This window comes from Streptomyces violaceoruber (assembly GCF_033406955.1).
Taxonomy (GTDB): domain Bacteria; phylum Actinomycetota; class Actinomycetes; order Streptomycetales; family Streptomycetaceae; genus Streptomyces; species Streptomyces violaceoruber.
The window spans coordinates 8,440,881-8,462,782 of record NZ_CP137734.1; the positions used below are offsets into that span (position 1 = coordinate 8,440,881).

20 protein-coding genes and 2 pseudogenes are annotated in these 21,902 nt (G+C 73.2%); 14 read left to right on the forward strand and 8 right to left on the reverse strand.

The genetic code is table 11. From position 1 onward, the window contains the following. Positions 1-151: 151 nt before the first annotated feature. Together R2E43_RS38040 and R2E43_RS38045 are read left to right on the forward strand one after the other, a co-directional pair. Positions 152-1,390, forward strand: coding sequence for a nitrate/nitrite transporter (locus tag R2E43_RS38040; protein WP_011026930.1), 1,239 nt, complete (start codon positions 152-154; stop codon positions 1,388-1,390). Positions 1,391-1,409: 19 nt separating this feature from the next. Further along, positions 1,410-1,883 (forward strand): hemerythrin domain-containing protein, encoded by a 474-nt coding sequence (locus R2E43_RS38045; RefSeq protein ID WP_003978655.1) that lies wholly within the window; start codon positions 1,410-1,412, stop codon positions 1,881-1,883. Positions 1,884-2,162: 279 nt separating this feature from the next. Here R2E43_RS38045 and R2E43_RS38050 read toward each other — a convergent pair whose 3' ends face one another. The 4 genes from R2E43_RS38050 to ppdK all read right to left on the reverse strand — a co-directional run bounded on the left by R2E43_RS38050 (position 2,163) and on the right by ppdK (position 7,032). Beyond that, positions 2,163-2,879 (reverse strand): sensor histidine kinase, encoded by a 717-nt coding sequence (locus R2E43_RS38050; protein ID WP_011026929.1) that lies wholly within the window; start codon positions 2,877-2,879, stop codon positions 2,163-2,165. A gap of 4 nt (positions 2,880-2,883) precedes the next feature. Further along, complete coding sequence (locus tag R2E43_RS38055; RefSeq protein WP_265697176.1) at positions 2,884-3,552, reverse strand: CBS domain-containing protein; 669 nt, start codon at positions 3,550-3,552, stop codon at positions 2,884-2,886. Positions 3,553-3,822: 270 nt separating this feature from the next. Then, positions 3,823-4,227: a hypothetical protein gene (locus R2E43_RS38060; protein WP_265697178.1), complete on the reverse strand. Its 405-nt coding sequence runs from the start codon at positions 4,225-4,227 to the stop codon at positions 3,823-3,825. Positions 4,228-4,335: 108 nt separating this feature from the next. Continuing rightward, positions 4,336-7,032 carry a pyruvate, phosphate dikinase gene (gene ppdK / locus R2E43_RS38065; protein ID WP_332057061.1) on the reverse strand — a complete coding sequence of 899 codons (2,697 nt, stop codon included), beginning with the start codon at positions 7,030-7,032 and terminating at the stop codon, positions 4,336-4,338. Positions 7,033-7,260: 228 nt separating this feature from the next. Between ppdK and R2E43_RS38070 the strand changes: the two genes are divergently transcribed. The 5 genes and pseudogenes from R2E43_RS38070 (at position 7,261) to R2E43_RS38090 (ending at position 11,462) form a co-directional block, all read left to right on the forward strand. Next, positions 7,261-7,866 carry a universal stress protein gene (locus tag R2E43_RS38070; protein WP_011026925.1) on the forward strand — a complete coding sequence of 202 codons (606 nt, stop codon included), beginning with the start codon at positions 7,261-7,263 and terminating at the stop codon, positions 7,864-7,866. Next, positions 7,830-8,030, forward strand: a pseudogene (locus tag R2E43_RS38075) (autonomous glycyl radical cofactor GrcA); the annotation flags it as partial. The gene R2E43_RS38070 and the pseudogene R2E43_RS38075, both read left to right, overlap by 37 nt. A gap of 5 nt (positions 8,031-8,035) precedes the next feature. Continuing rightward, positions 8,036-8,788 (forward strand): annotated as a pseudogene (gene pflA / locus R2E43_RS38080) (pyruvate formate-lyase-activating protein). Positions 8,789-8,880: 92 nt separating this feature from the next. Then, entirely contained in the window at positions 8,881-9,582 is a 702-nt protein-coding gene (locus R2E43_RS38085; RefSeq protein WP_003978662.1) for a response regulator, read from the forward strand. A gap of 122 nt (positions 9,583-9,704) precedes the next feature. Further along, complete coding sequence (locus tag R2E43_RS38090) at positions 9,705-11,462, forward strand: two-component system sensor histidine kinase (RefSeq protein ID WP_016325007.1); 1,758 nt, start codon at positions 9,705-9,707, stop codon at positions 11,460-11,462. A gap of 31 nt (positions 11,463-11,493) precedes the next feature. On the opposite strand, the gene R2E43_RS38095 is transcribed toward R2E43_RS38090, so the two are convergent. Then, positions 11,494-12,438, reverse strand: coding sequence for an Acg family FMN-binding oxidoreductase (locus R2E43_RS38095; protein ID WP_398896924.1), 945 nt, complete (start codon positions 12,436-12,438; stop codon positions 11,494-11,496). Between the two features lie 291 nt (positions 12,439-12,729). Here R2E43_RS38095 and R2E43_RS38100 point away from each other — a divergent pair, with 291 nt between their 5' ends. From R2E43_RS38100 to R2E43_RS38120, 5 genes are all read left to right on the forward strand, one after another. After that, positions 12,730-13,359, forward strand: coding sequence for a DoxX family membrane protein (locus R2E43_RS38100; protein WP_173668689.1), 630 nt, complete (start codon positions 12,730-12,732; stop codon positions 13,357-13,359). A gap of 152 nt (positions 13,360-13,511) precedes the next feature. After that, positions 13,512-14,417 (forward strand): universal stress protein, encoded by a 906-nt coding sequence (locus tag R2E43_RS38105; RefSeq protein WP_003978666.1) that lies wholly within the window; start codon positions 13,512-13,514, stop codon positions 14,415-14,417. 38 nt (positions 14,418-14,455) lie between these two features. Then, entirely contained in the window at positions 14,456-15,478 is a 1,023-nt protein-coding gene (gene adhP / locus R2E43_RS38110) for an alcohol dehydrogenase AdhP (protein ID WP_003978667.1), read from the forward strand. Between the two features lie 5 nt (positions 15,479-15,483). Beyond that, positions 15,484-16,350 carry a universal stress protein gene (locus R2E43_RS38115; protein WP_093455306.1) on the forward strand — a complete coding sequence of 289 codons (867 nt, stop codon included), beginning with the start codon at positions 15,484-15,486 and terminating at the stop codon, positions 16,348-16,350. 532 nt (positions 16,351-16,882) lie between these two features. Continuing rightward, the gene (locus R2E43_RS38120; protein ID WP_003978669.1) at positions 16,883-17,323 is read left to right on the forward strand and encodes a pyridoxamine 5'-phosphate oxidase family protein; all 441 of its coding nucleotides are present in this window, start codon (positions 16,883-16,885) and stop codon (positions 17,321-17,323) included. Positions 17,324-17,442: 119 nt separating this feature from the next. Here the strand turns inward: R2E43_RS38120 and R2E43_RS38125 are convergent, their stop codons facing one another. From R2E43_RS38125 to R2E43_RS38135, 3 genes are all read right to left on the reverse strand, one after another. Beyond that, positions 17,443-17,883, reverse strand: coding sequence for a hypothetical protein (locus R2E43_RS38125; RefSeq protein WP_246549847.1), 441 nt, complete (start codon positions 17,881-17,883; stop codon positions 17,443-17,445). Positions 17,884-17,968: 85 nt separating this feature from the next. Further along, complete coding sequence (locus tag R2E43_RS38130; protein ID WP_193484193.1) at positions 17,969-18,343, reverse strand: DUF4397 domain-containing protein; 375 nt, start codon at positions 18,341-18,343, stop codon at positions 17,969-17,971. 108 nt (positions 18,344-18,451) lie between these two features. Further along, the gene (locus R2E43_RS38135) at positions 18,452-19,060 is read right to left on the reverse strand and encodes a sigma-70 family RNA polymerase sigma factor (RefSeq protein WP_265697192.1); all 609 of its coding nucleotides are present in this window, start codon (positions 19,058-19,060) and stop codon (positions 18,452-18,454) included. Between the two features lie 160 nt (positions 19,061-19,220). On the opposite strand from R2E43_RS38135, the gene R2E43_RS38140 reads away from it, so the two are divergent. Together R2E43_RS38140 and R2E43_RS38145 are read left to right on the forward strand one after the other, a co-directional pair. After that, complete coding sequence (locus R2E43_RS38140; RefSeq protein WP_189285189.1) at positions 19,221-20,225, forward strand: MerR family transcriptional regulator; 1,005 nt, start codon at positions 19,221-19,223, stop codon at positions 20,223-20,225. A gap of 234 nt (positions 20,226-20,459) precedes the next feature. Next, entirely contained in the window at positions 20,460-21,710 is a 1,251-nt protein-coding gene (locus R2E43_RS38145; protein ID WP_189285190.1) for an NAD(P)/FAD-dependent oxidoreductase, read from the forward strand. Positions 21,711-21,902 lie beyond the last annotated feature (192 nt).

The following is a 21,902-nucleotide window of genomic DNA, read 5'->3' on the forward strand; positions in this document are numbered from 1 at the left end:
CCGCCGGACCTCTCGATGGGGACCCTCGGCCCACCCTCTGAAGGCACCGGACCACGAATAGTGAGGGCACGTCACCGGTCCGCGTCGAGCGGTCGGCGGCCGGCGGTCCACAACGGGACCGCGTCCACTGCTACCAGGAGGGAAGGGCGGCATGCTCCAGCCGTCGACACAGCACAGCGAGATCACATCGCAGTCCGTACCCGGTCGGGCCTGGTTGATGTTGGCACTCGCCACCCTGGGCTTCGCCCTCAACTTCTGGGCCTGGGCACTGCTGAGCCCGCTCGGCCCCCGGTTCAAGGACAGCCTGGACCTGAGCTCCTTCCAGCAGTCGTTGCTGGTCGCCGTACCGGTGGTGGTCGGCTCGCTGGGGCGGATACCCGTCGGCGCGCTGACCGACCGGTTCGGAGGACGAGTGATGTTCCCGCTCGTCTCCGCCGCCACCATCGTCCCGGTCCTCTACCTCGGGCTGGCCGGGCACTCCTCCCTGACCGCCCTGCTGGTCGGAGGCTTCCTCCTCGGCATCGGCGGCACCGCGTTCGCCGTCGGAGTCCCCTTCACCAGCGCCTGGTTCCCGCCCGAGCGGCGGGGCCTGGCCATCGGCATCTTCGGCGCCGGCATGGGCGGCACCGCCATCAGCGCCCTGACCACGGTGAAGCTGGTCGACGCGTACGGCATGGCCAACCCGTTCCTCGTCACCGCCGCCGTCCTGGCCGTCTACGCCGTGGTGGCGGCACTGCTGCTGCGCGACGCACCCGGCCGGACCGTGCCCGCGGAGTCCCTGGGCCACCGCATGGCGGCCACGTGCAAGTTGGGCATCACCTGGCAGGCGTCGGCGCTCTACGCGGTCGCCTTCGGCGGCTACGTCGCCTTCTCCGTCTACCTGCCCACCTACCTCAAGACCGGCTACGGCCTCACCCAGGCCGACGCGGCCAACCGCATGGCGGGATTCGTTCTGCTCGCGGTCGCCATGCGCCCGATGGGCGGCTGGCTCTCCGACCGACTGGGGCCGGTCAAGGTCCTGGCCGGCTCGTTGGCCGTGGTGCTGGCCGGAGCGCTCGCCCAGTCGCCGACCCCGGCCCTGATGCCGGTCGGTACGATCGCCTTCCTCGCCATGGCCGCCGCGCTCGGTGCGGGCAGCGGCGCCGTGTTCGCCCTGGTCGCCTTCCTCTCGCCGGCGAACAAGGTCGGTTCGGTCACCGGCATGGTGGGCGCGGCCGGCGGACTCGGCGGCTTCCTCCCGCCGTTGGTGATGGGGACGCTGTACGGTTCCTTCGGCTCGTACGCGATCGGCCTGATCCTGCTCGCCGCGGTCGCGGCGGCGGCGCTTGCCTTCACCGGCACCGGACTGAGCCATGCCGTCTCTCGTCGCGCGACCGCGCACTCGCACTGACCACGGACGGAGAGGAACGATGTGTGAGTACTGCGGCTGCCAGTCGCTCGCGGCGATCGACGGACTGACCCGTGAACACGATGCCGTCGTCGACCTCATCGGCCGGGTGCGCGACGCCCACCGCGACGGCAGGGTCACCGCCATGGCCGAACTCGCCCGTGAGATCGGCGCCGTGCTGGCACCCCACACCGAGGTCGAGGAGGGAGGGCTCTTTCCCGCGATGGCCCTCGAGTTCCCCGAGCAGATCGCGGCACTGGAGGACGAGCACCGCCGCATCGAGGCGGTGCTGTACGAGGCGAACGGGCCGTTCCTGAACGACCCGACCTGGCCGCGGCGTCTGATCGACGCACTCGGCCTGCTGCGCGAACACATCCTCAAGGAACAGGACGGAGTCTTCCCGGCGGCCCTCGCCTTCCTGGACCCCGAGCACTGGGAAGTGGTCGAGGAGGTCCGCGCGCGGGTCGGCAGCGCGCTGCCGCGATCGCTGCCGTAACCCGCGCCGCACCGGGCATCCCCTCGCCGTCCGGCACCCGTGATGTCCCTCCCTCGTCACCCACCGCTCCGCCCGGCGCGCAGTCCGCGCCGGGCGGACCGCTCCACGTAACGCGCCCAGGCGAGCGGGGCAACAGCCCGCGCTCGACGGGCAGCTCTCCGAGGCGCCGGCGCGCAGCCGACGGTTCCTCACCCGGGCGGGAGCAGTCCGACGCCCTGCGCATCCGGCACCGCGAGGGTCTGCCCGGTCCGGGGCGGACACCGGATGGCGGCGCGGCGTTCAGCCCGCGGCGGCGGACGCAGGCAGCGGTACCGTCCACCGCGCGAGGGTGCCCCCGCCCTCCTCGGCGGACAGGTCCAGCGTGCCGCCCAGTGCCTCGGCGCGCCCCCGGAGGTTGGCCAGTCCGCTGCGGCGAGTCATCCGAGGGGCGATCCCGCGGCCGTTGTCGGCGACCCGCAACCGCGTGACGGCGCCTGCGACGTCGACACCGACGTCGACCGCGCTCGCCCGGGCATGCCGGGCGGCGTTCGACCGGGCTTCCTCCAGTACGGCGAGCAGGTGTGCACCGTGCTCCGCCGGTACGGCCGTGTCCAGCAGGTCGGTCATGCGCAGGGCGGGGGCGAAACCGAGGACTTCGGCCGCCCGGTCGGTGACGCCCACCAGACGGGAGCGCAGAGCGGTGCCGGTTTGTCGGTCGCTTTCCCGCAGGGCGTGGATCGTGGACCGGATCACCTTGATGGTGTCGTCCAGGTCCGCCACGACCCGCTGGATCCGCTCACTCGCCTTCGGCCGGCCGGTGACCCTGCCGAGAGCCGGCTGCGGGGAGAGAGCACCGGCGAAGAGCCGCTGGATGACGAGGTCGTGCACATCCCGTGCGATCCCGTCACGTGCAGAGCCAGCGCCGCCTGGTCGCCGAACGCGGTGATCAGGTCGACGACCGCCTACGGGAAGACGGTGACCCCCGGCGCGTTGTCCACGAGCACGTGCGCCCCGCACTCGTTCACGGGTCCGCAGCGGAACGGCGAAGGCGGGCCCGAGGCTCGTGGCCGGAGGGCGGGGCGCAGTCGTCGACGCGGGCGGTCAGGGCGTTCACCACACCGACGACGCCTTCCAGCCGCCAGGTGGCGTGCACGGCTTCCGGCACCTGGCTGCGCCGCTCCACCCGGCCGTCGAGGGTGACGACGCCGTCGCGGACGAGGACGCGGACGGCTCCGGACCGCAGCCCCAGGCCGCCGACGACCACCTCCGCGGTCACCTGGTCGCGGATGTCGTCGTCCGTGCGCAGGAAGACGCGGAGCAGGTCCCGCCGGGTGGCGATGCCGATGAGCCGGTCCTCCTCGTCCACCACGGGCAGCCGCTCGACTCGCCGGCGCTCCATCAGCCGGGCCGCGTCCGGGACGGTCTGCTCCGGGTGCACGGTGATCGCGGGACTCGACATCACGTCCGCCGCGGTGACCGCACGGGCCGGCCGACGGCCCGCCCGGTGCGCCTGCGCGCGCACGAGGTCGGTCCCGGAGACCACTCCGAGCACCTTGTCGTCGTCGTCGAGTACCGGCACACCGCTGATCCGGTGCCGGTCGAGGAGCCGGACGACTTCCTTGAACGGTGTCGTCCGAGCGGCCCGTACGACGTTCCTGGACATCACTTCGCCAACAGTGCGACTGGGCACGGCGGTTCCTCCTTCTGAGCACGGCGGGCCTGGGGACCGGACCGGTCCCGCCCCCGCCCCCCAGGTCGGCGGGCCCGCCGGGCGGCGCCTGGGGGGCGTTTGGATCTTGCCGGGGTCGCGGGGTCTGGCACGCGCATCTGCGGCGTTGTCGTCGGTTGCCAGGGCTTGGCCCTGTCGCTCTCCTCCGCCTTGCAGCTGCAGGCACCAGACCCCGCTCGGGTCGGCCACAAGGCACCGTCGGCCGCGGCCGGCCTGATCCAAACGACACATCTAGCGCCCCGGACCGCCACGCCACGGGGGCGGTGCGGCCGCCTTGGGAGTGGCGTCGCCGCGGTGTGTGACGCGGTCCGTGTTGCCGCGCAGCCGGTCCGCCAGCCGGTCGGCGAGTTCCCGGGCGCTCGCCTCGCGGGCGTGGACGACCACCAGGTGGTTGCCCAGCCGGATCTCCGCGCCGGCGGACCACGGCAGCTCGACGTGGTGGGCCGCCGCCCGGACGACGCGCACCTCGCCGCTCGCCGACGGCAGGCCGGGACGGTCGAGCACGGCGGCGACCTTTTCCCGGAGGTGGGCGAGCGATTCCCGGAGGTGGGCGAGCGACCCCTCGTCCACGTCGCCCTCGGCGCGCACCCGGACGGTGGCACCGAGACCGCGTGCACCGATGTCCTTGGCAGCCATGTGCTCAACTCCTCGGGATCGCTACGGAACGGCTCCAGCCTGTCGCGCCCCGGTGCCGCCGCTCCAGGGGCGGCCGGCCCCCCCCAGGCCGGGGCCGACGGTCCCGCTTCACCGGCTGTCGCCGGCATCGGCGAGGTCCAGCGCGGCCCGCCCGGCCTCCAGCCGAGCCACCGGGACCCGGAACGGGGAGCAGGAGACGTAGTCGAGGCCGGCGGAGTGGAAGAAGTGCACCGAGTCCGGGTCACCGCCGTGCTCGCCGCAGACGCCGATCGTGAGGTCCGGCCGGGTGGCGCGGCCCTCTTCGACGGCGATGCCGACCAGCCGGCCCACGCCGTCGCGGTCGAGTGTCTCGAAGGGCGAGACGGGGAAGACGCCCCTGTCGAGGTAGGCGGAGAAGAACTCGGCCTCGACGTCGTCGCGGGAGAACCCCCAGGTGGTCTGGGTCAGGTCGTTGGTTCCGAAGGAGAAGAACTCGGCGTCCTCGGCGATCCGGCCGGCCGTGAGCGCCGCCCTGGGCAACTCGATCATGGTGCCGACGGGGCACGTGACCGGCACTCCCGAGGTGTCGGAGACCTCGGCCAGGACCCGCTCCACCTCCTCCCTCACGAGCCGCAGTTCCCGCACGTCCCCGACGAGCGGCACCATGATCTCCGCCCGGGGGGCGCCCCCGGCCGCGAGGCGCTGCGCCACGGCCTCACCGAGCGCCCGCACCTGCATGGCGACCAGGCCGGGGACCACCAGGCCCAGGCGCACCCCGCGCAGCCCGAGCATCGGGTTCTCCTCGTGCATGCGGCCGACGGCGGCCAGCAGCTCGGCGTCGTGCGCGTCCGGTTCCTCGCCGCGGGCCTCGGCGGTGGCGATCCGCACCGCCAGGTCGGCGCGGTCCGGCAGGAACTCATGCAGCGGCGGATCGAGGAGCCGTATGGTGACCGGCAGGCCGTCCATCGCCTCCAGGATGCCGGTGAAGTCCTCGCGCTGGAGCGGCAGCAGGGCTGCGAGCGCCCGCTCGCGCCCCGCGTCCGTCCCCGCCAGGATCATCTCCTCGACCAGCTTGCGCCGCTCGCCGAGGAACATGTGCTCGGTGCGGCACAGACCGATTCCCTGTGCGCCGAACCGGCGCGCGCGAACGGCGTCCTGAGGCGTGTCGGCGTTGGCCCGCACCTCCAGCCGCCGGACGGCGTCCGCGCGGGCCAGCGCCCGGGCCACCGCGTCGACCACACCGGTCGTCGCCCGGCCGCCCGCCCCGGCCTCCAGGTAGCGCATGACGGCCGAGTCGACCAGCGGCACCGCGCCCGCGTACACCGTCCCGGCGGTACCGTCCACGGACAGGACGGTGCCCTCCTCGACGATCGTCCCGTCCGGTGCGGTGCAGCGCCGGGCCCCGGTGTCCACGGTGAGTTCGTCGGCACCGCAGACGCAGACCTTGCCCATGCCGCGCGCCACGACGGCGGCATGGCTCGTCTTGCCTCCGCGACTGGTGAGCACGGCCTGAGCGGCGATCATGCCGGGCAGGTCGTCGGGCGTGGTCTCCTGCCGGACGAGGACCACCCTCTCCCCGTCGGCGGCGCGGCGGACGGCCTCAGCCGAGTCGAAGACCGCGGCACCCACCGCGGCACCCGGCGAGGCCGGGACACCGCGGGCCAGCACGTCACCGGTCACCGCGGTGTCGAAGCGCGGGAACATCAACCGGGCCAGGCCCTCGCCGCTGACCCGGGCGAGGCCCTCGTCCGCGGTGATGAGCCCTTCGTCGGCCAGATCGGCGCCGAGGACGAAGGCGGCCTCGGCGGTGCGCTTGCCCACTCGGGTCTGGAGCATCCACAGGGTGCCGCGTTCGATGGTGAACTCGATGTCGCACAGATCGCGGTAGTGCCGCTCCAGGGTCTCCATGTGCGCCCGCAACCGGCCGTACGCGCCGGGGTCCAGGCGCTTCAGTTCGGTCAGCGGCACGGTGTTGCGGATCCCGGCGACGACGTCCTCGCCCTGGGCGTTCGGCAGGTAGTCGCCGTACAGGCCCCGGGCCCCGGTGGCCGGGTCGCGGGTGAAGGCGACGCCGCTGCCGGAGTCGGAGCCGAGGTTGCCGAACACCATGCGCTGCACGTTGACGGCGGTGCCCAGGTCGTCGGCGATGTGCTCGCGGCGCCGGTACAGGCGGGCCCGTTCGCCGTTCCAGGACGCGAAGACGGCCAGGACCGCCCGGCGCAACTGCTCGACGGGTGACTGCGGGAAGCGCTCGCCGGTCTCCTGGTGGATGACGTTCTTGTACGTTTCCACGAGCCGGGCCAGGTCTTCGGCGTCCAGGTGCACGTCGTCCGGGACGCCGCGCGCCTCCTTGAGCTGGGTGAGGGCCCGTTCGAACAGTGACGGGTCGACGCCCATGACGGTGGTGCCGAGCATCTGTACGAGACGCCGGTAGGAGTCCCAGGCGAAGCGCTCGTTCCCGGAGACCTTGGCCAGCCCGTGGACGGAGTCGTCGTCGAGACCGATGTCGAGGATCGTCTCCATCATGCCGGGCATGGAGAACCTCGCGCCGGAGCGGACGGACAGCAGCAGGGGGTTGTCCGGTTGTCCGAGCAGCCGGCCCGAGCCGGTCTCCAGGTCCGTCAGATGCCCGGCAACCTCCTCCCACAGGCCGGGAGGCTCACCACCGGTGTCCAGGACGCTCCGGCACGCCTCGGTGGTGAGGGTGAACCCCGGTGGCACCGGCAGCCCGAGCCGGGTCATCTCGGCCAGATTCGATCCCTTGCCACCGAGCAGTCCGGCCATGTCACGGCCGCCCTCGGTGAAGTCGTACACGTAACGGGCCATGGCGCTGCGCTCCTCGGTCGCGGGCTCGGTCCTTCCAGCGTCGAACGCCGGCCTCCTGAGCGCGAGGTACCGGCGGTCCCGGCCGGAGGGCCGGTCGGCCCGGTGCCGCCCCCGCCCCGCAGGGTCCGAAGGGCTCGGAGGAGGGCTGGACGGCCCCTGCGGCCCCGCCGCGGCGAGGAGGAGGCTCGGGGACGTCCGGAAACCGATCGACGAGGCAGGGGAAACGTCATGGAGTACGACATCGCGGTGGGGATCGACCGGTCGCCCGCGAGCCTCGCGGCCGCGCACTGGGCGGCTCACGAGGCCCGGCGGCGGGGGAGCGGTATCACCTTGGTGCACGTCTGGCACCGCCGCGCCCGTCCCACGCCGTACCTCCGCGTCGGCGGTACCGAGCGAGCGTGGGCCGAACGGACCCTCGAGGAGGCCGTGCGCAGTGTGCGCTCGGCCCATCCCGGCCTGCGGATCACCGAACGCCTCGTGTGCGACGCGACGGTCACGGCCCTGGTCACCGCCGCCGACGACGCAGAGATGCTGGTCCTCGGGTCTCCCGGCCCGGGACCGGTCGGCGGCTTCGTGACCGGGTCCGTCTCCCAGCGCGTCGTCGCCCGGGCCGACCACCCCGTGGTGCTGGTCCGGGCCGGGCGGAGCGCCGCCGACGAGCATCTGCCCGCCGCCGACGGCCTCGCTCCGGAAGAGATTCCCGAGACCCCGTACCGCGACGTGGTGCTCGGGCTGCGCGTGGACCGCCCCTGCGACGAAGTGCTCGACTTCGCCTTCGAGGCCGCACGGCGGCGCGGCTCCGGGCCTACATGTCCGCGGGCGGCTTCCACATGAACGTCAACGTGCTGGACCGCGCCGTGCTGGAGGACGCGATGGAGCACCCGGAGAAGTACCCCGAACTGACGATCCGGGTCTCCGGCTACGCCGTGAACTTCGTCCGCCTCACCCGCGAGCAGCAGCTCGACGTGATCAGCCGCACCTTCCACGGATCGCTGTGAGCACCATGCTCCCGACCACGGCACCCGGGACGGTCACCGGCCGGATCCACTCCTGGGACCTGTCCACCGGCGTGGACGGTCCCGGGACCCGGTTCGTCCTCTTCACCAGCGGCTGCCCCTGCGCTGCCTCTACTGCGCCAACCCCGACACCTGGCACATGCGGGACGGCCGGGAGGCCGGCGTCGACGAGGTGATGGCGGAGATCGACAAGTACCGCCTTTTTTCTCACCACCGCCGGCGGGGGCGTGACCCTCACCGGCGGCGAGCCCCTGCTCCAGCCGGCGTTCACCGCGGCGGTCCTGCGCCGCTGCAAGGAGGCCGCCCTGCACACCGCGCTCGACACCTCCGGCTTCCTCGGCGCCCGGGCCTCGGACGAGCTCCTGGCCGACACCGACCTGGTGCTGCTGGACGTCAAGTCCTTCGACGTCCCCATGTACCGGAAGCTGACCGGCGGCGCCCTCGCCCCCACCGTGAACTTCGCCACCCGTCTCGACCGGCTGGGCAGGCGCGTGTGGATCAGGTACGTCCTGGTGCCCGGCTGGACCGACGACGAGGACGCCGTCGACGGACTCGCCGCCTTCCTCTCCGGCCTCGCCTGCGTGGAGCGGGTCGACATCCTGCCCTTCCACAAGCTCGGCGCCGCCAAGTACGACGCCCTGGGCGTCCCCTTCCCGCTGCGTGACACCCCGGTCCCGGACAGGACGCTGGTGGACCGCGTACGGGTCCGGTTCCGCGAGCACGGCCTCATGGCCCACTGACGCGGGCGAAACGGGGCCGACCGGCCCTGGACCTCGGCCATCCTGGGAAGAAAGGATTCCGACACGGGCCGAGACATCGCGAGGAGCATCCGATGGCGCACAGCGAGCAGGGCGACGTTACGGGAAGCCCGGTCAGGGTCTTCCTCCTGGACGACCACGAAGTGGTACGACGCGGGGTGCACGACCTGCTGGACGACGAACCGGACATCACCGTGGTCGGAGAGGCGGCGACGGTGGAGCAGGCGCTCGTCCGGGTGCCCGCCCTGCGCCCCGACGTGGCCGTCCTCGACGTGCGCCTGCCCGACGGCGACGGCGTGACCGTCTGCCGGGAGCTGCGGTCGCAGATGCCGGACCTGGCCTGCCTGATGCTGACCTCCTTCGACGACGAGGAGGCGCTGCTGGACTCGATCATGGCGGGAGCGGCCGGCTACGTCCTGAAGCAGATCCAGGGCTCGGACCTGGTCTCGGCCGTGCGTACGGTGGCCCGCGGCCAGTCGCTGCTGGACGCCAGCGCCACGACCAAGCTGATGGCACGGCTGCGCGGCGGCGGGCAGCAGCCGGCGGAGGAGCCCGAGATGCTGCCGGGGCTCACCGACCGGGAACGCGAGATCCTCGAACTGATCGGTGAGGGGCTCACCAACCGGCAGATCGGCCAGCGGCTCTACCTGGCCGAGAAGACGGTCAAGAACCACATCTCCCGCCTGCTCGCCAAGCTCGGCGTGGAACGCCGTATCCAGGCCGCCGTCATTGCCACCCAGGCACGGGACCGGATGCGCACCGAAGGCCAGAACTGACGATTCCGGCCGGTCGGGTCGCGTGACGGCGCCGATCTCTCATCGTCTCCCTGTTCGAGCCGCTACCGTGGCAGGTGCACGGTACGGCTGCCGGCAAGCGGTGAGGCGTTGGAGGAGCAGCGGTGGAGAACGCCGAGGAGACCCGCGAGGCCAGGGTGCGGCTGCCCCAGCTGCGGCTCGACGAGCTGCTGGAGGAGCTGCAGGCCCGTCTGGACGCGGCGCGTGGCACCCGGGACCGGGTCCACAGCCTCCTGGAGGCCGTGCTGTCGGTCGGCCGCGAACTCGACCTGGAGCAGGCACTGCGCAGCATCGTCGAGGCCGCGGCGGCCCTGGTCGACGCGGAGTACGCGGCGCTCGGGGTGATCGGCCCGGACGGCAAGCGGCTGTCGGCCTTCCACACCGTGGGCGTCGACGCGCAGCAGATCGCGCGTATCGGCCCCTATCCCGAGGGCCACGGCATCCTGGGCGAGCTGATCCGACATCCCGAGCCGCTGCGCCTGGCGAAACTCTCCGACCACCCCGCTTCCTACGGGTTCCCGGCCCATCACCCGCCGATGAACACCTTCCTCGGCGTACCGATCCGGGTGCGGGACCACGTCTTCGGCAACCTGTACCTGACGGAGAAGCGCGGCGGACAGCAGTTCGACGAGGACGACGAGTCGGTGCTCGCGACGCTGGCCGTGGCGGCCGGCGTGGCGATCGACAACGCCCGCCTCTACGAGGAGTCACGGCTGCGCGAGCGCTGGCTCCAGGTGAACGCCGAGATCACCCACACGCTGATGTCCGGAGCGGACCAGGGTGGGGTACTGCCGCTGATCGCCGAGCGGGCCAGGGAAATCACCGGGTCCACCCTGAGCGTGGTGGCCACGCCGGTGAGCGGGACCGACACCCTCGCGGTGGAACTCGCGGTCGGTCACGAGGCCGACGCATGGCGCGGGATCGTGCTGCCCGTCGAGGGCACGCTCATCGGGCAGGCCTTCGTTCAGCGGGCGCCCGTCCACAGCGCGGACGTGTGCCGTGACTCCCGGGTTTCGGCCGGTCCGCCGCGCTTCGAGGGGCTGGGGCCGGGCGTCGCCGTGCCGATCGGTTCGAGCGCCGAGGCCCGCGGTGTCGTGCTGCTGGTCCGGCAGTCGGGTGGTCAGGAGTTCTCCGAGGAGGAGACCGAGCCGCTCCTGGTCTTCGCCGCCCAGGCCGCAGTCGCGATGGAGCTGGCGGAACGACGTGCGGACGCCGAGCAGATCGCCCTGTTGGAGGATCGCGACCGCATCGCCCGCGACCTGCACGACCTGGCCATCCAGCGGCTCTTCGCCACCGGTATGACGCTGCAGAGCGCCGGTCGCCGCGTCCAGGACCCGATGGCCTCCGAGAGGATCCTGCGGGCCGTGGACGATCTCGACGAAACCATCAAGATCATCAGGTCGACGATCTTCGGCCTCCGCTCCCGCGACGACGACGCGGTGCCCGGGCTGCGCTCCCGCGCGGTGCGCGCGGTCGGCGAGGCCGCCCCGCTCCTGGGCTTCGCTCCCAGCGTCCGCATGGAGGGCCTGCTCGACACGCACGTGCCCGCCCGGACCGCCGACCACGTCATGGCCGTTCTCACCGAGTCCCTGACCAACGTCGCCCGGCACGCCCGGGCCGACCGGGCCGACGTCGTGCTGGAGACGGACGGCAAGCAGGTCCGTCTGACGGTCACGGACAACGGCGTCGGCATCCCCGACGGAGGCCGGCGCAGCGGCCTGACCAACATGGCCGAGCGAGCGCAGAAGCTCGGCGGCGGCATGGATCTGGAAAGCCCCGGCGGGAAGGGGACGCGGCTGGTGTGGCACGCGCCGCTGGCCGACTCCCCCGACAGGGCGGAAGGCGGCCGGTCCGCCCGTTGACGCACGGCGTCGGTGGACGGACGGCACCCGATCACTCGTGGTCCGCCGTCGTCTCCTCCACCGGACGGCGCGGTGAGGCGGGCCCCCGCGGTCCGTATCCGAGCCGGAGCACCATCTGCGTGTGCCCCCGGGGGCCGTCGACCGGGAGACCGTCGAGGGCCCGGCGCAGGTCGGGCCACTCCATGGCCTGGTGCAGAAGTGATGCGCGCACTGCGCGCCGGGTGGCCAGGAGAAGTACGCGGTCCAGGGCCTGGCCGGCCCGCGGCCAGTCCGTCCGCCGGTCGTGCGCGGCGGACGGGAGCGCGAGGAGCGGCCGGGGCTCGAAGGCGCGGGCGGGCAGCACCTCCGGGTGCCGGTGGGCTCCGAGGTTCCGTATCGGCAGAGGGTCCAGCGCGTCCTGCGGACCCAGCGCCGCCGACGGGAGTCCCAGCGACGGGGAGTGCGGGCCGCTGACGAGTCGGCGACTCTGGGCCGAGCGGTCGGTGTCCGCGCGATTGCGCCACTCCACCTCCCACGTGGCGCACAGCTCCCGCTCGGTGTCGTGGCGTCCGGAGAAACGCATGGTCGCGCCCCCCAGGTGAGCGGCCTCGATCAGCTCCGTGAGCAGGTCCGACGGCAGCGGGCGCCCCGAGAGGGGGGAACGGCTGCTGTGCCGACGCCACACCGTCTCATACAGGCCGGTTTCCGGTGCATCGCGCACGGATTCGGCGAGACGGACCGTGGCGAGCAGAGCGGGACGGTCCGGGCAGGGGAGCGGGCGGGTCACCGGCTCCCGGCCGAAGTGGACGGCGACGACGCGCAGATTGAGCACCGCGCAACCCTCCGACAGGTGCGAGGCGCGGCCCACCTGGTCGGTGTGGCGCCGCGCCCGATCCGCGGCGGCGTGGATGTGCACCGTGCGGCTGTCGGTATCGAGCCGGAAGCGCCAGGGCTGGGTGGTGCGCAGGGACGGCGCGGCCACGGCCGTCGCGACCAGCCGCTCCGCGACCGGGGCGTCGAGGTTGACGAACTCATCGGAACTCCTCCTTACTCCTCCTTCCCGCCCACGTCCGAGGCCGGCCGGGCCGGTGGGCGAACACCTCCCCGCCTCGGCCCTCGCGGACGCGCGCGTAAGGGCCGTACGGGCACCGCCGGCCGAAGGTCCCCGCGGATTGGGGCTGTTGAGCCCCCGGGGTGCGGACTTTCGGCGTCGGGTGCGGGGTGGCGGGGCCCGGGAGAGTGAGTGGTGTCAGGAACCAACCGCATCCTCTCCGAAGGGGTCACTGTCATGGCCATGCACCAGTCCACGCATCGTGGTTCGGGTTTCCACCTGCCGTCCTCGCGCCGTAACGGCGCCGTATCCGTGCCGGGGGCGGCAGATTCGGTGGAGGCCGGCGCGCTCACCGCCCGGGCTTTCGTCTTCGCGTCGGCCCGGGTGCTGATGGGCTTCGTCTTCCTGTGGGCGTTCCTGGACAAGACGTTCGGGTTCGGTTACGCCACCGCCTCCGGCAAGGGCTGGATCGACGGTGGTTCGCCGACCGAGGGCTTCCTCGGGCACGTGGCGGTCGGTCCGATGGAGTCGACGTTCCACTCGTGGGCCGGGGCGGCGTGGGCCGACTGGCTGTTCATGCTGGGCCTGCTCGGCGTCGGGCTGGCGTTGACGGCGGGGGTGGCGCTGCGGCCGGCCGCGGTGGCGGGGACGGTGATGATGGCGCTGATGTGGGCGGCGGAGTGGCCGCCGGCGAAGCACCTGTCCGACGGGTCGGCGAGCATGTCGACGAATCCGTTCGCCGACTACCACGTGCTGTACGCGGTGCTGCTGATCGCGCTGGCCGCTGTCTCGGCCGGTGACGCCCTGGGACTGGGCCGGCTGTGGGCCAGGCTCCCGATCGTCCGCGACCACGCGTGGCTGCGCTGAACACGACCGGTGGGGCGGGCCCGCCCGAGGACCCGTCCCATCACCCTGCGGGCAGGGACGGTCGGCCCCGTCCCGGGACCACAGGCCCCTGCCCCCGTAGACCGCCCGAAGAGACGCTGAGAACAGAACAGAAGACACAGGAGGTGGCCGGAATGGCCCGCACGATCACCGTAGGACTCGACGGCTCGCCCGAGAGCCGGGCAGCCGCGGAGTGGGCGGCCCGCGAGGGCACGCTGCGCCGGGTGCCGGTACGACTGCTCCACGTCTGGCAGCCGGTACCGGAGCCCATGGCCCAGGCTCCGCTCCTCGGCGCCGAGACCCACCAGCACTGGACCGAACGGATCCCCCGGGACACGGCCGAGGGCTTGAGGCTGCGGCACCCGGGGGTCGAGGTGACCACCGAGCAGGCGACCGGGAATCCGGCGGACGCCCTGCTCGCCGGCACCCTTGACGCCGAACTGCTGGTGCTCGGCTCGCGCGCCCTCAGCGGGCTCACGGGCTTCCTGGTCGGATCCGTCGGCCAGTCCGTGATCGCCCGCACCGAGACGCCGGTGATCCTCGTCCGCGCGGGGGAACAGGCCGCCGACGAACACCTCAAGGACCCCACCGGCATCCCGTCCGCCGCCACGGGCTTCCGGCCCGTGGTCGTGGGACTGGACACCGGCAGCCCGGACGAGGCCGTCCTCTCCTTCGCCTTCGAGGAGGCGCGGCGCCGGCGGGCCCCGCTGACCGCCGTGAGGGCCTGGAACCTGCCGTCCTCCTACACCTACAGCATCGCCGCCGGGTTCGACCCGCGCGAGGAACTGGCCCGCGCCCAGGCCGAAGCACTCGGCGAGGCACTGCTGCCCTGGCGGGAGAAGTACCCGGACGTCGAGGTGACCGAGACGTGCCGGCTCGGCAGTCCCGCCGAGCACCTCATCGACGCGGCCCGCGACGCCTCCCTCGTCGTCGTCGGCCGCCGTATCCGCCGCAGCCCGTTCGGTGTGCACATCGGCGCCGTCGCCCACGCGGTCATGCACCACGCCACCACCCCCGTCGCCGTCGTCGCGCACGACTGACGCGGCCCACCGAAGACGAGCACAGAAGGAGCAGGACCATGAAGGCAGCGGTCGTCCGGGAGTTCGGCAAGCCCCTGGTCATCGAGGACAGGCCCGACCCGGAGCCCGGTCCGGGGCAGGTGCTCGTGGCCGTCGAGGCATCCGGCCTGTGCCACACCGACATCCACGCCGCCCACGGCGACTGGCCGGTCAAGCCCACCCCGCCGTTCGTCCCCGGGCACGAGGGCGTCGGCCTGGTCGAGAAGCTGGGCGACGGCGTGACCCACCTCGCCGTCGGACAACGCGTCGCCGTGCCCTGGCTCGGCAAGGCGTGCGGGCGGTGCGAGCACTGCCGGTCCGGCTGGGAGACCCTGTGCGAGGACCAGGTCAACACCGGGTACGGCTGCGACGGCGGGTACGCCGAGAAGATGCTTGCCTGGGCCGACTTCGCGCAGCCGGTGCCCGAGGGCGTCAGCGCCCTCGACGCCGCCCCGCTCACCTGCGCGGGCGTCACCACCTACAAGGCACTGAAGGTCGCCGAAGTCGGGCCCGCCCAGCTCGTCGCCGTCTCGGGCGTGGGCGGACTGGGGCACCTCGCGGTGCAGTACGCGAAGATCGCCGGAGCGCGGGTCGTCGCGATCGACGTCACCGACGACAAACTCCAACTCGCCCGGGAACTCGGCGCCGACCTCGTCATCGACGCCCGCACCCAGGACGTCGGCGCCGAGCTGAAGCGACACGGCGGCGCGCACGCCGCCCTCGCCCTCGCGGTGAACCCGGCCGCCTTCCAGGCCGTCAACTCCGGTCTGCGGCGCGGCGGGAAACTCGTCATGGTTGCCCTGCCGGCGCACGGCACCCTCCAGGTCCCGATCTTCGACACCGTCCTCAACGGCACCTCGGTCATCGGCTCCATCGTCGGCACCCGGCAGGATCTCGCCGAGGTCTTCCAACTCCACGCCGAGGGCCGCACGAAGGTCATCCGGGAGACCCGTCCGCTCGCCGCCGTCAACGACTGCATCGACGAGGTCCTCGGCGGACAGGTCAAGGCCCGGATCGTGTTCGATCTCAACGCGGGAGGCTGAGAACGATGTACCTGCCCATGGTCGTCGGAGTCGACGGCTCCGAGTCGAGCCTCGGGGCAGTCGACTGGGCGGCTGACGAGGCCGCCCTGCACGAAGTACCCCTGCGGATCGTCCACGCCTACCGCTGGGACCGCTACGAGGGCGCCTCCCTCGCCCGGGAGCTCGGCAAGCCGTCCGGTCACGTCACCACCGACGACATCCTCGCCGTCGCCACCCGTCGCGCCCGTCGTCACCACCCGGACCTCGCCGTCACCACCGAAGCGACGGCCGAGGAACCGGAGTACGTCCTCCTGCGCGAGGCGCGCAACGCGTCCGCCGTGATCCTGGGCACCCGCGGGCGGGGCGAACTCGCCGGCCTGCTGCTCGGCTCCGTCAGCCTGACGGTGGCCACCATGGCGGACTGTCCGGTCGTCGTGACCCGGGGGGACCACGACGACCGTGCCGCCGGTGGCGGCCGGCGCGGCCGCATCGTGGTGGGTGTGGCCGACGCGCCCACCGCTGCGGTGCGCTTCGCCTGCGAGGAGGTCCGGCGGCGCGGCGCCGCCCTGGACGCGGTACGGGCATGGAGATGCCCCACCCACGACACGGTCGACCACCCGCTGCTCGCGGGCACGCCCGAGCGTCTTCACGAGGAACGGGCGGCCAAGGAGCTGGAGGCCGCGCTCGCCGACGCCCCGGCGGACGTGCGCCTGCGCCGCCGTACGGCCGAGGGACCGGCCAGCCGAGTGCTGTCGGCCGCCTCCCACGAGGCGGACCTGCTGGTCGTCGGCCGGCGGCGTCCCGGGCAGTTCGGGCACCGCCTCGGCCGGGTCGCCCACACCCTTCTGCACCACTCCGCCTGTCCGGTCGCGGTCGTACCCGACACGACATGACCGCCCGAGGCCGCCGCCCGGGACGGCCGGCGGGAGACCGGGGGCCGGACGTGCCCCGCGGGCACCCCCGGTCGGTCCCTGGGCGCGTCCGACGTCGTGACGGACGCTCGGCAGGACACAGGACCCGAGCGGCTCGAAGGAGAACCGCCATGAAGGACGACACGCCACACCGCCCCGCAGTCCACGCGCTGCTCACGGACGGCACCACCGTCCGTATCCGCGCCGTCGAGCCGGGGACCACGAGCAACTGGAGGGGCTCTACGCGGAGATGTCACCGGACAACCGCCGCCTGCGCTTCTTTTCGGCCGGCTCCCGCTCCGCCGGCCCGGCCGCGGACACCGTGTGCGCGCCGGCTCGGCGCGGGCACCGGGCCCTGCTCGCCGAACGTGCGGGACAGGGCGTCGGCCTCGTCGAGTACCACGCCGAGCACGTCGCCCCGCACACCGCCGAACTCGCCGTCGCGGTCGCCGACGGGCTGCAGGATGGGAGTACGCGCAACGCACCGGACGACACACGGAGAGACACCCGGCTGATGTACCGCAACGACGGATTCCGCGAGCTGAACCGACAGGAGAGCCTCCAGCGGCTGGCCAACGCGCCCGTGGGCCGCATCGTGCACACCCGCGACGCCCTGCCCGCCGTCCTGCCGGTCAACTTCATTCTGGAGGAGAGCGGTGCCGTGCTGTTGCGCACGTCGGCTTCCTCGGAGCTGGTCCGTGCCGTCGACGGTGCCGTGGTCGCTTTCGAGGCCGACGAAGTCGACGCCGTGACGCACTCCGGCTGGAGCGTCGTCGTCACCGGCCTCGCCTCGGTGGTCACCGATCCCGGGGAACACGAGCAACTCGTTCGCACCGGTCCTCGTTCCTGGGTGCCCTGGCCCGTGGAGGTCTTCGTGCGCATCGCGCCGGACCTGGTCAGCGGCCGGGAGCTGGTCGGCGGCCGCACCCTGTACGGACTGGACCCGCCCACTTGAACCCGCCGTTCACGACAGGCCGCCACGTGCGGGCGGACTCGGAAAGGGTGCGGACATGGGCTGCGTGCACGGCGGTCGACGGGACGACAGGTGCACGCGGGAGACGCGGACCTCGGTGATCAGTTCCCCGAGCCGGCCCTGATCCGCCACCGCCGGAGCAGAAGGACGGCGATGGCCAGAGCCAGTCCGAGGAGGCCGTCGCCCGCGTGGTCGGTCCACCGGCGCCGGGAACCGCGAACCCTCTCGTCGGCGGACCCGTGAGCGGAGGATACCCGGAGACGGGGCACCCGGTCGGTCTCCGGGAGTACTTCGAGGGCGATGCGCTGCCACACGCGCTCGGGCGGAGGCACTGGCAGGTCCGATGCTTCCGCGCCGCGCGCAGCCGTCACCACGCGGGTCAACCGGAGCAGTTCCTCGCGGCAGCGCGGGCATGACGCGGCATGCCGCAGGGCGCCGACGTCCGCCTCGCCACTGGCGTGACCGAGTGCCAGCTCCACCAGGTGCGACGGATGCACGTGACCCACTGCGCCCTCCTGTGTCTCGGGCTTCGTCTTCTCCACGCGGACTGTGTGAGGACGGGGGCCGTCACGGTCGCGCGGTCCGGCGTGGGCTCCGGCGGCCGGTTCGAGGCGGCGAGGACGGCTGTCACCGCGATCGTGCCGGCGTCGCGGCCCGGGCACGCCACCGGTCGGACGAGTTCGGGGTGGCTGCCGTGCCGCCGGCGCCCGGGTGGACCGCGAGGGGCGTCGAATCGGGATCCCGACCGGCCTCGAAGACCTCGATGTCGTAGGTCCCCGCGTCGAGGGACCGCGGATCGGTCACCGTGCCGGGCTGGAAGTCGCCGAGTGGTTCGTCGCCGTTGGCGTGGACGTCGACCGTCGTGCCGGGGATACCGTGGAAGACGGACACCAGGCCCGTGTCCTGCGCCTGCTCGGGAGCAGCCGTGGCGGCGGGTGCGGTCGGGGCCAGGGCACAGGCCCCGGCCGAGCCGGCGACGGCGATGGTGGTCCGGGACATCATGGGAATCACCCCTCCGTAGGGAGTTTCCGTCTGCTGGGCGGTCTCGAGGGTGTTTCGCCGGCGACCGGTGCCGTGGATGCGCCCCGGGGCGTCTCTGCTCCGGCCCGGTCAGACGCACGTGTCATGTGCGGCGCCCGGGCCGACCGCCGTGCGCAGCCGATGCAGGCCGCGGCGGGCGTGGCTCTTGACCGTGCCCAGGGGAACCCCCGTGCGTTCCGCGATCTGCGCCTGCGTCAGGTCCTCGTAGAAGGCCATGCACAGCACATCCCGCTGGGCCTGCGGCAATCGGGACAGGGCCTCCACGAGCAGTACGCGGTCGAGTACCTCGTCCGGTGCCGGCTGGACGAGACGGGCGGGCGCGATGTCCTGCCCGGCCGACTCGACCAGCGCCAGGCGCCGTGTCCTGGCGGCCAGCGCGTCGACGACCTTCCGACGCGTGATGCCGACGAGCCAGGCGCCGAGTGTGCCCCGCTCGGGCCGGAAACCGTGCCGCCCGCGCCATGCGCCGACGAAGACCTGCTGAGTCACGTCCTCCGCCTCGTGGGTGTCGCCGAGGGACCGGGTGGCCAGAGTGTGCACGAGCGACCCCCAGCGCCGGTAGATGGCCGCGAACGCGTCCTCGTCGGCCTTCACGAGGCCTTGCGCCAGCTCCTCCTCGTACCGCGTCTCCTCCACGGGCGGGACCGGGGTGGTGGTCGGTCGTGTACGCGTGTTCATGCCCGTTCCTCCTGCCGTGCGTCGTACGGGGACGGGAGGGGCCGTCCCCGAGCGGCACGTCGCCGGTCTGCCCTGCGTGGCTGCCGTGTGCGTGGTCCCAGTGTTGGGTGAGGAAACGACGCAAGCAACATGCGTCGTTTGTGCGTCGTATAGTGAGCATGTGAACGCGTACACGGGAGACGGCGACGAGCCGGTCGACGACGGCGGTCCGCCCCGTGGCGGATTGACCACCGGCGAGGTGGCCCGGCGTCTGGGGGTGGCGCCCACCACGGTCCGCACGTGGGACCGCCGGTACGGGCTGGGGCCGGACGCGCACGTCGACGGACGGCACCGGCGCTGGACGGCGGCGGACCTGGCGAGGCTGGAACGGATGTGCGCCCTGACGGCGACCGGGCTGCCACCGGCCGAGGCGGCACGGCTCGCGCGCAGTGAAGAGCGTCCGACGGCGGCCGGAGCCCGAAACACCGACGCGGCTCGACGTGCTCCCACCGGGCGCCGGAGCCGGGCGGGCAGCGGCCTGCAACTGGGCGACGTACGACAGGAGTGCCGGGGGATCGCGAGGGCCGCCCTGCGTCTGGACGCCGCCGCCTTGGACGAACTGCTGCTCGCCGCGATCGCCGAACACGGGCTGGTCGCGGCCTGGACCGAGGTGATCGTGCCGACGCTCCAGGCAGTCGGCCGGAAGTGGGAGACGTCCGGCGAGAAGTACGTCGAGGTCGAGCACTTCCTGTCCTGGCACGTGTCCGGGGCGCTCCGCCGCGCCGCGCCCCCCGCGGTCGAGGACCGTCCCGGTTCCACCACGGTGCTCGCCTGTGTACCGGGGGAGAACCACACTCTGCCGTTGGAGGTACTGTCCGCGGCACTCACGGAGCGAGGCGTCCCGGTGCGGATGTTCGGCGGTGCGCTGCCCGTCGAGTCGCTCGTCGCGGCGGTGCGCAGGACCGGGCCCGCCGCGGTGGGGCTGTGGTCGCAGTCCCGCACCACCGCCAGCCGGCCGCTGGCCCAGCACGTGGCCGCCATGGAGTGGGGAGTGCGCGGGGCCCGGCGCCGGCCCGTCGTCCTGACCCTGGGCCCTGGATGGGCGGGCCAGGCGGTGGCCGGTCTGGCGCGTCCGTCGGGGCTTGCCGAGGCGGTCGCCGCTCTGGAGCCGTCGGTGTACCCGTGAGGTGTTGTCGTCCGGCCGTCCTTGGTCGTGGCGCCTGGGCATGGGCCGGGGGACGTGGTCCGCTGACCCGGTGGTCGTGGCCCGGTCGTCGGCCGGCGGGAGTTTCCCCGCACTCGCACCGGCTTCCGGCCCCCGACCGTGCCGACCGGTCCGGGGCACCGGCCGGGGCGGAGAGGCCGACCGGCCGGCCTTTGCCCCTGGGCATCACGGACGTGACGTCGAGTGAGGAGACATATGAGCGACGGACAACGCCGGGCAGCGGACGCGGTCGTCGTCGGCGCGGGTCTGGCCGGCCTGGCGTGCGCCCTCGACCTGTGCCGCGCCGGATGGCGGGTGGCACTGCTGGAGGCCTCCGACGGTGTCGGCGGCCGGATGCGCACGGACCGGCGGGACGGATTCCTGCTGGACCGCGGGTTCCAGGTGTTCAACACCTCCTATCCGCAGGTGAAGCGGCGCATGGAGCTGAAGAGTCTGCGACTGAGGCCGTTCACGGCGGGTGTCGTCGCCCACACGTCGAACGGGCCCGTCCGCCTCGCCGATCCGACCAGGGAGCCCCGCGCGGCGGGGACGCTGCTGCCGGGGCGGGCTCTGCCGGCCCGCGATCTGGCCGCGCTGGCGGCACTCACCGCACGGGACGCCGTTCTGCCCGTGGCCGTCACCCGACGGCGCCGGGACCGTCCCACTTCGGCGGCCCTGTCCCGGGTGGGACTGTCGGACGCGGCGATCGCCGGCATCCTGCGGCCGTTCCTGTCCGGCGTCTTCCTGGAGGACCGGCTGGAGACCTCAGCCCGGTTCTTCCACCTGGTCTGGCGGAGCATGGTCCGAGGGTCCCTGTGCCTGCCGGCGGAGGGCATCGGCGCCGTACCGGCCCAGCTGGCCGACGGCCTGCCCGACGGCGTCCTGCGCCTGGGCACGCCCGTCGCGGAGATCACGGACGCCGGAGTACTGCTCGGGGACGGCGGCGAGGTGCCGGCCCGGGTCGTCGTGGTGGCGACGGACCCGGCGACCGCCGCCGGGCTGCTCCCGGACCTGACCGTCCCGGACACCCGCACCGTCACCACCTACTACCACGCCACCGACAGCCCGCCGACGGCCGAACCGATCCTCACGGTGGACAGCACCGGAGCCGTCCTGAACACGTGCGTCCTCAGCCAGGTCGCTCCCACGTACGCGCCCCCCGGCACCGGACTGGTCTCCACTTCCGTACTGGGCACGGACCCGCCCGGCAGGGGACAGGCGGTGCTCCGGCGGCTGGCCGAGCTGTACGGCACCGACACGAGCGGGTGGGAGCAGGTCGCGGCCCGCACGGTCGACGGCGCGCTGCCGGCGATGCTTCCCCCCTGGCCGCTGAGCCGCACCACCCGCATCGGCTCCGGCCGGTACGTGTGCGGAGACCACCGGGCGACCGGCTCCGTACAGGGCGCGCTGGCCTCGGGCACGCGCGCGGCGCGGGAGGTTCGGGCCGACCGGGAACCGCAGAGGTGAGGCCGATGACGAAGTCGTGCCCGGCCGCATCCAAGGACGGCCTCGGTCCCGAAGCCAGGGCGACCGGACGGACCCGCCGTCCGTACGAGGGGTGAAGCGTGGAACCGAAGCGTGTGCGTGTCCCGGTGGCAGGCGCCGCACGGGCCTGCGGCGCGGCCGCGAAGGCCGGTGACGGGGTGGTGGGGTACTGAT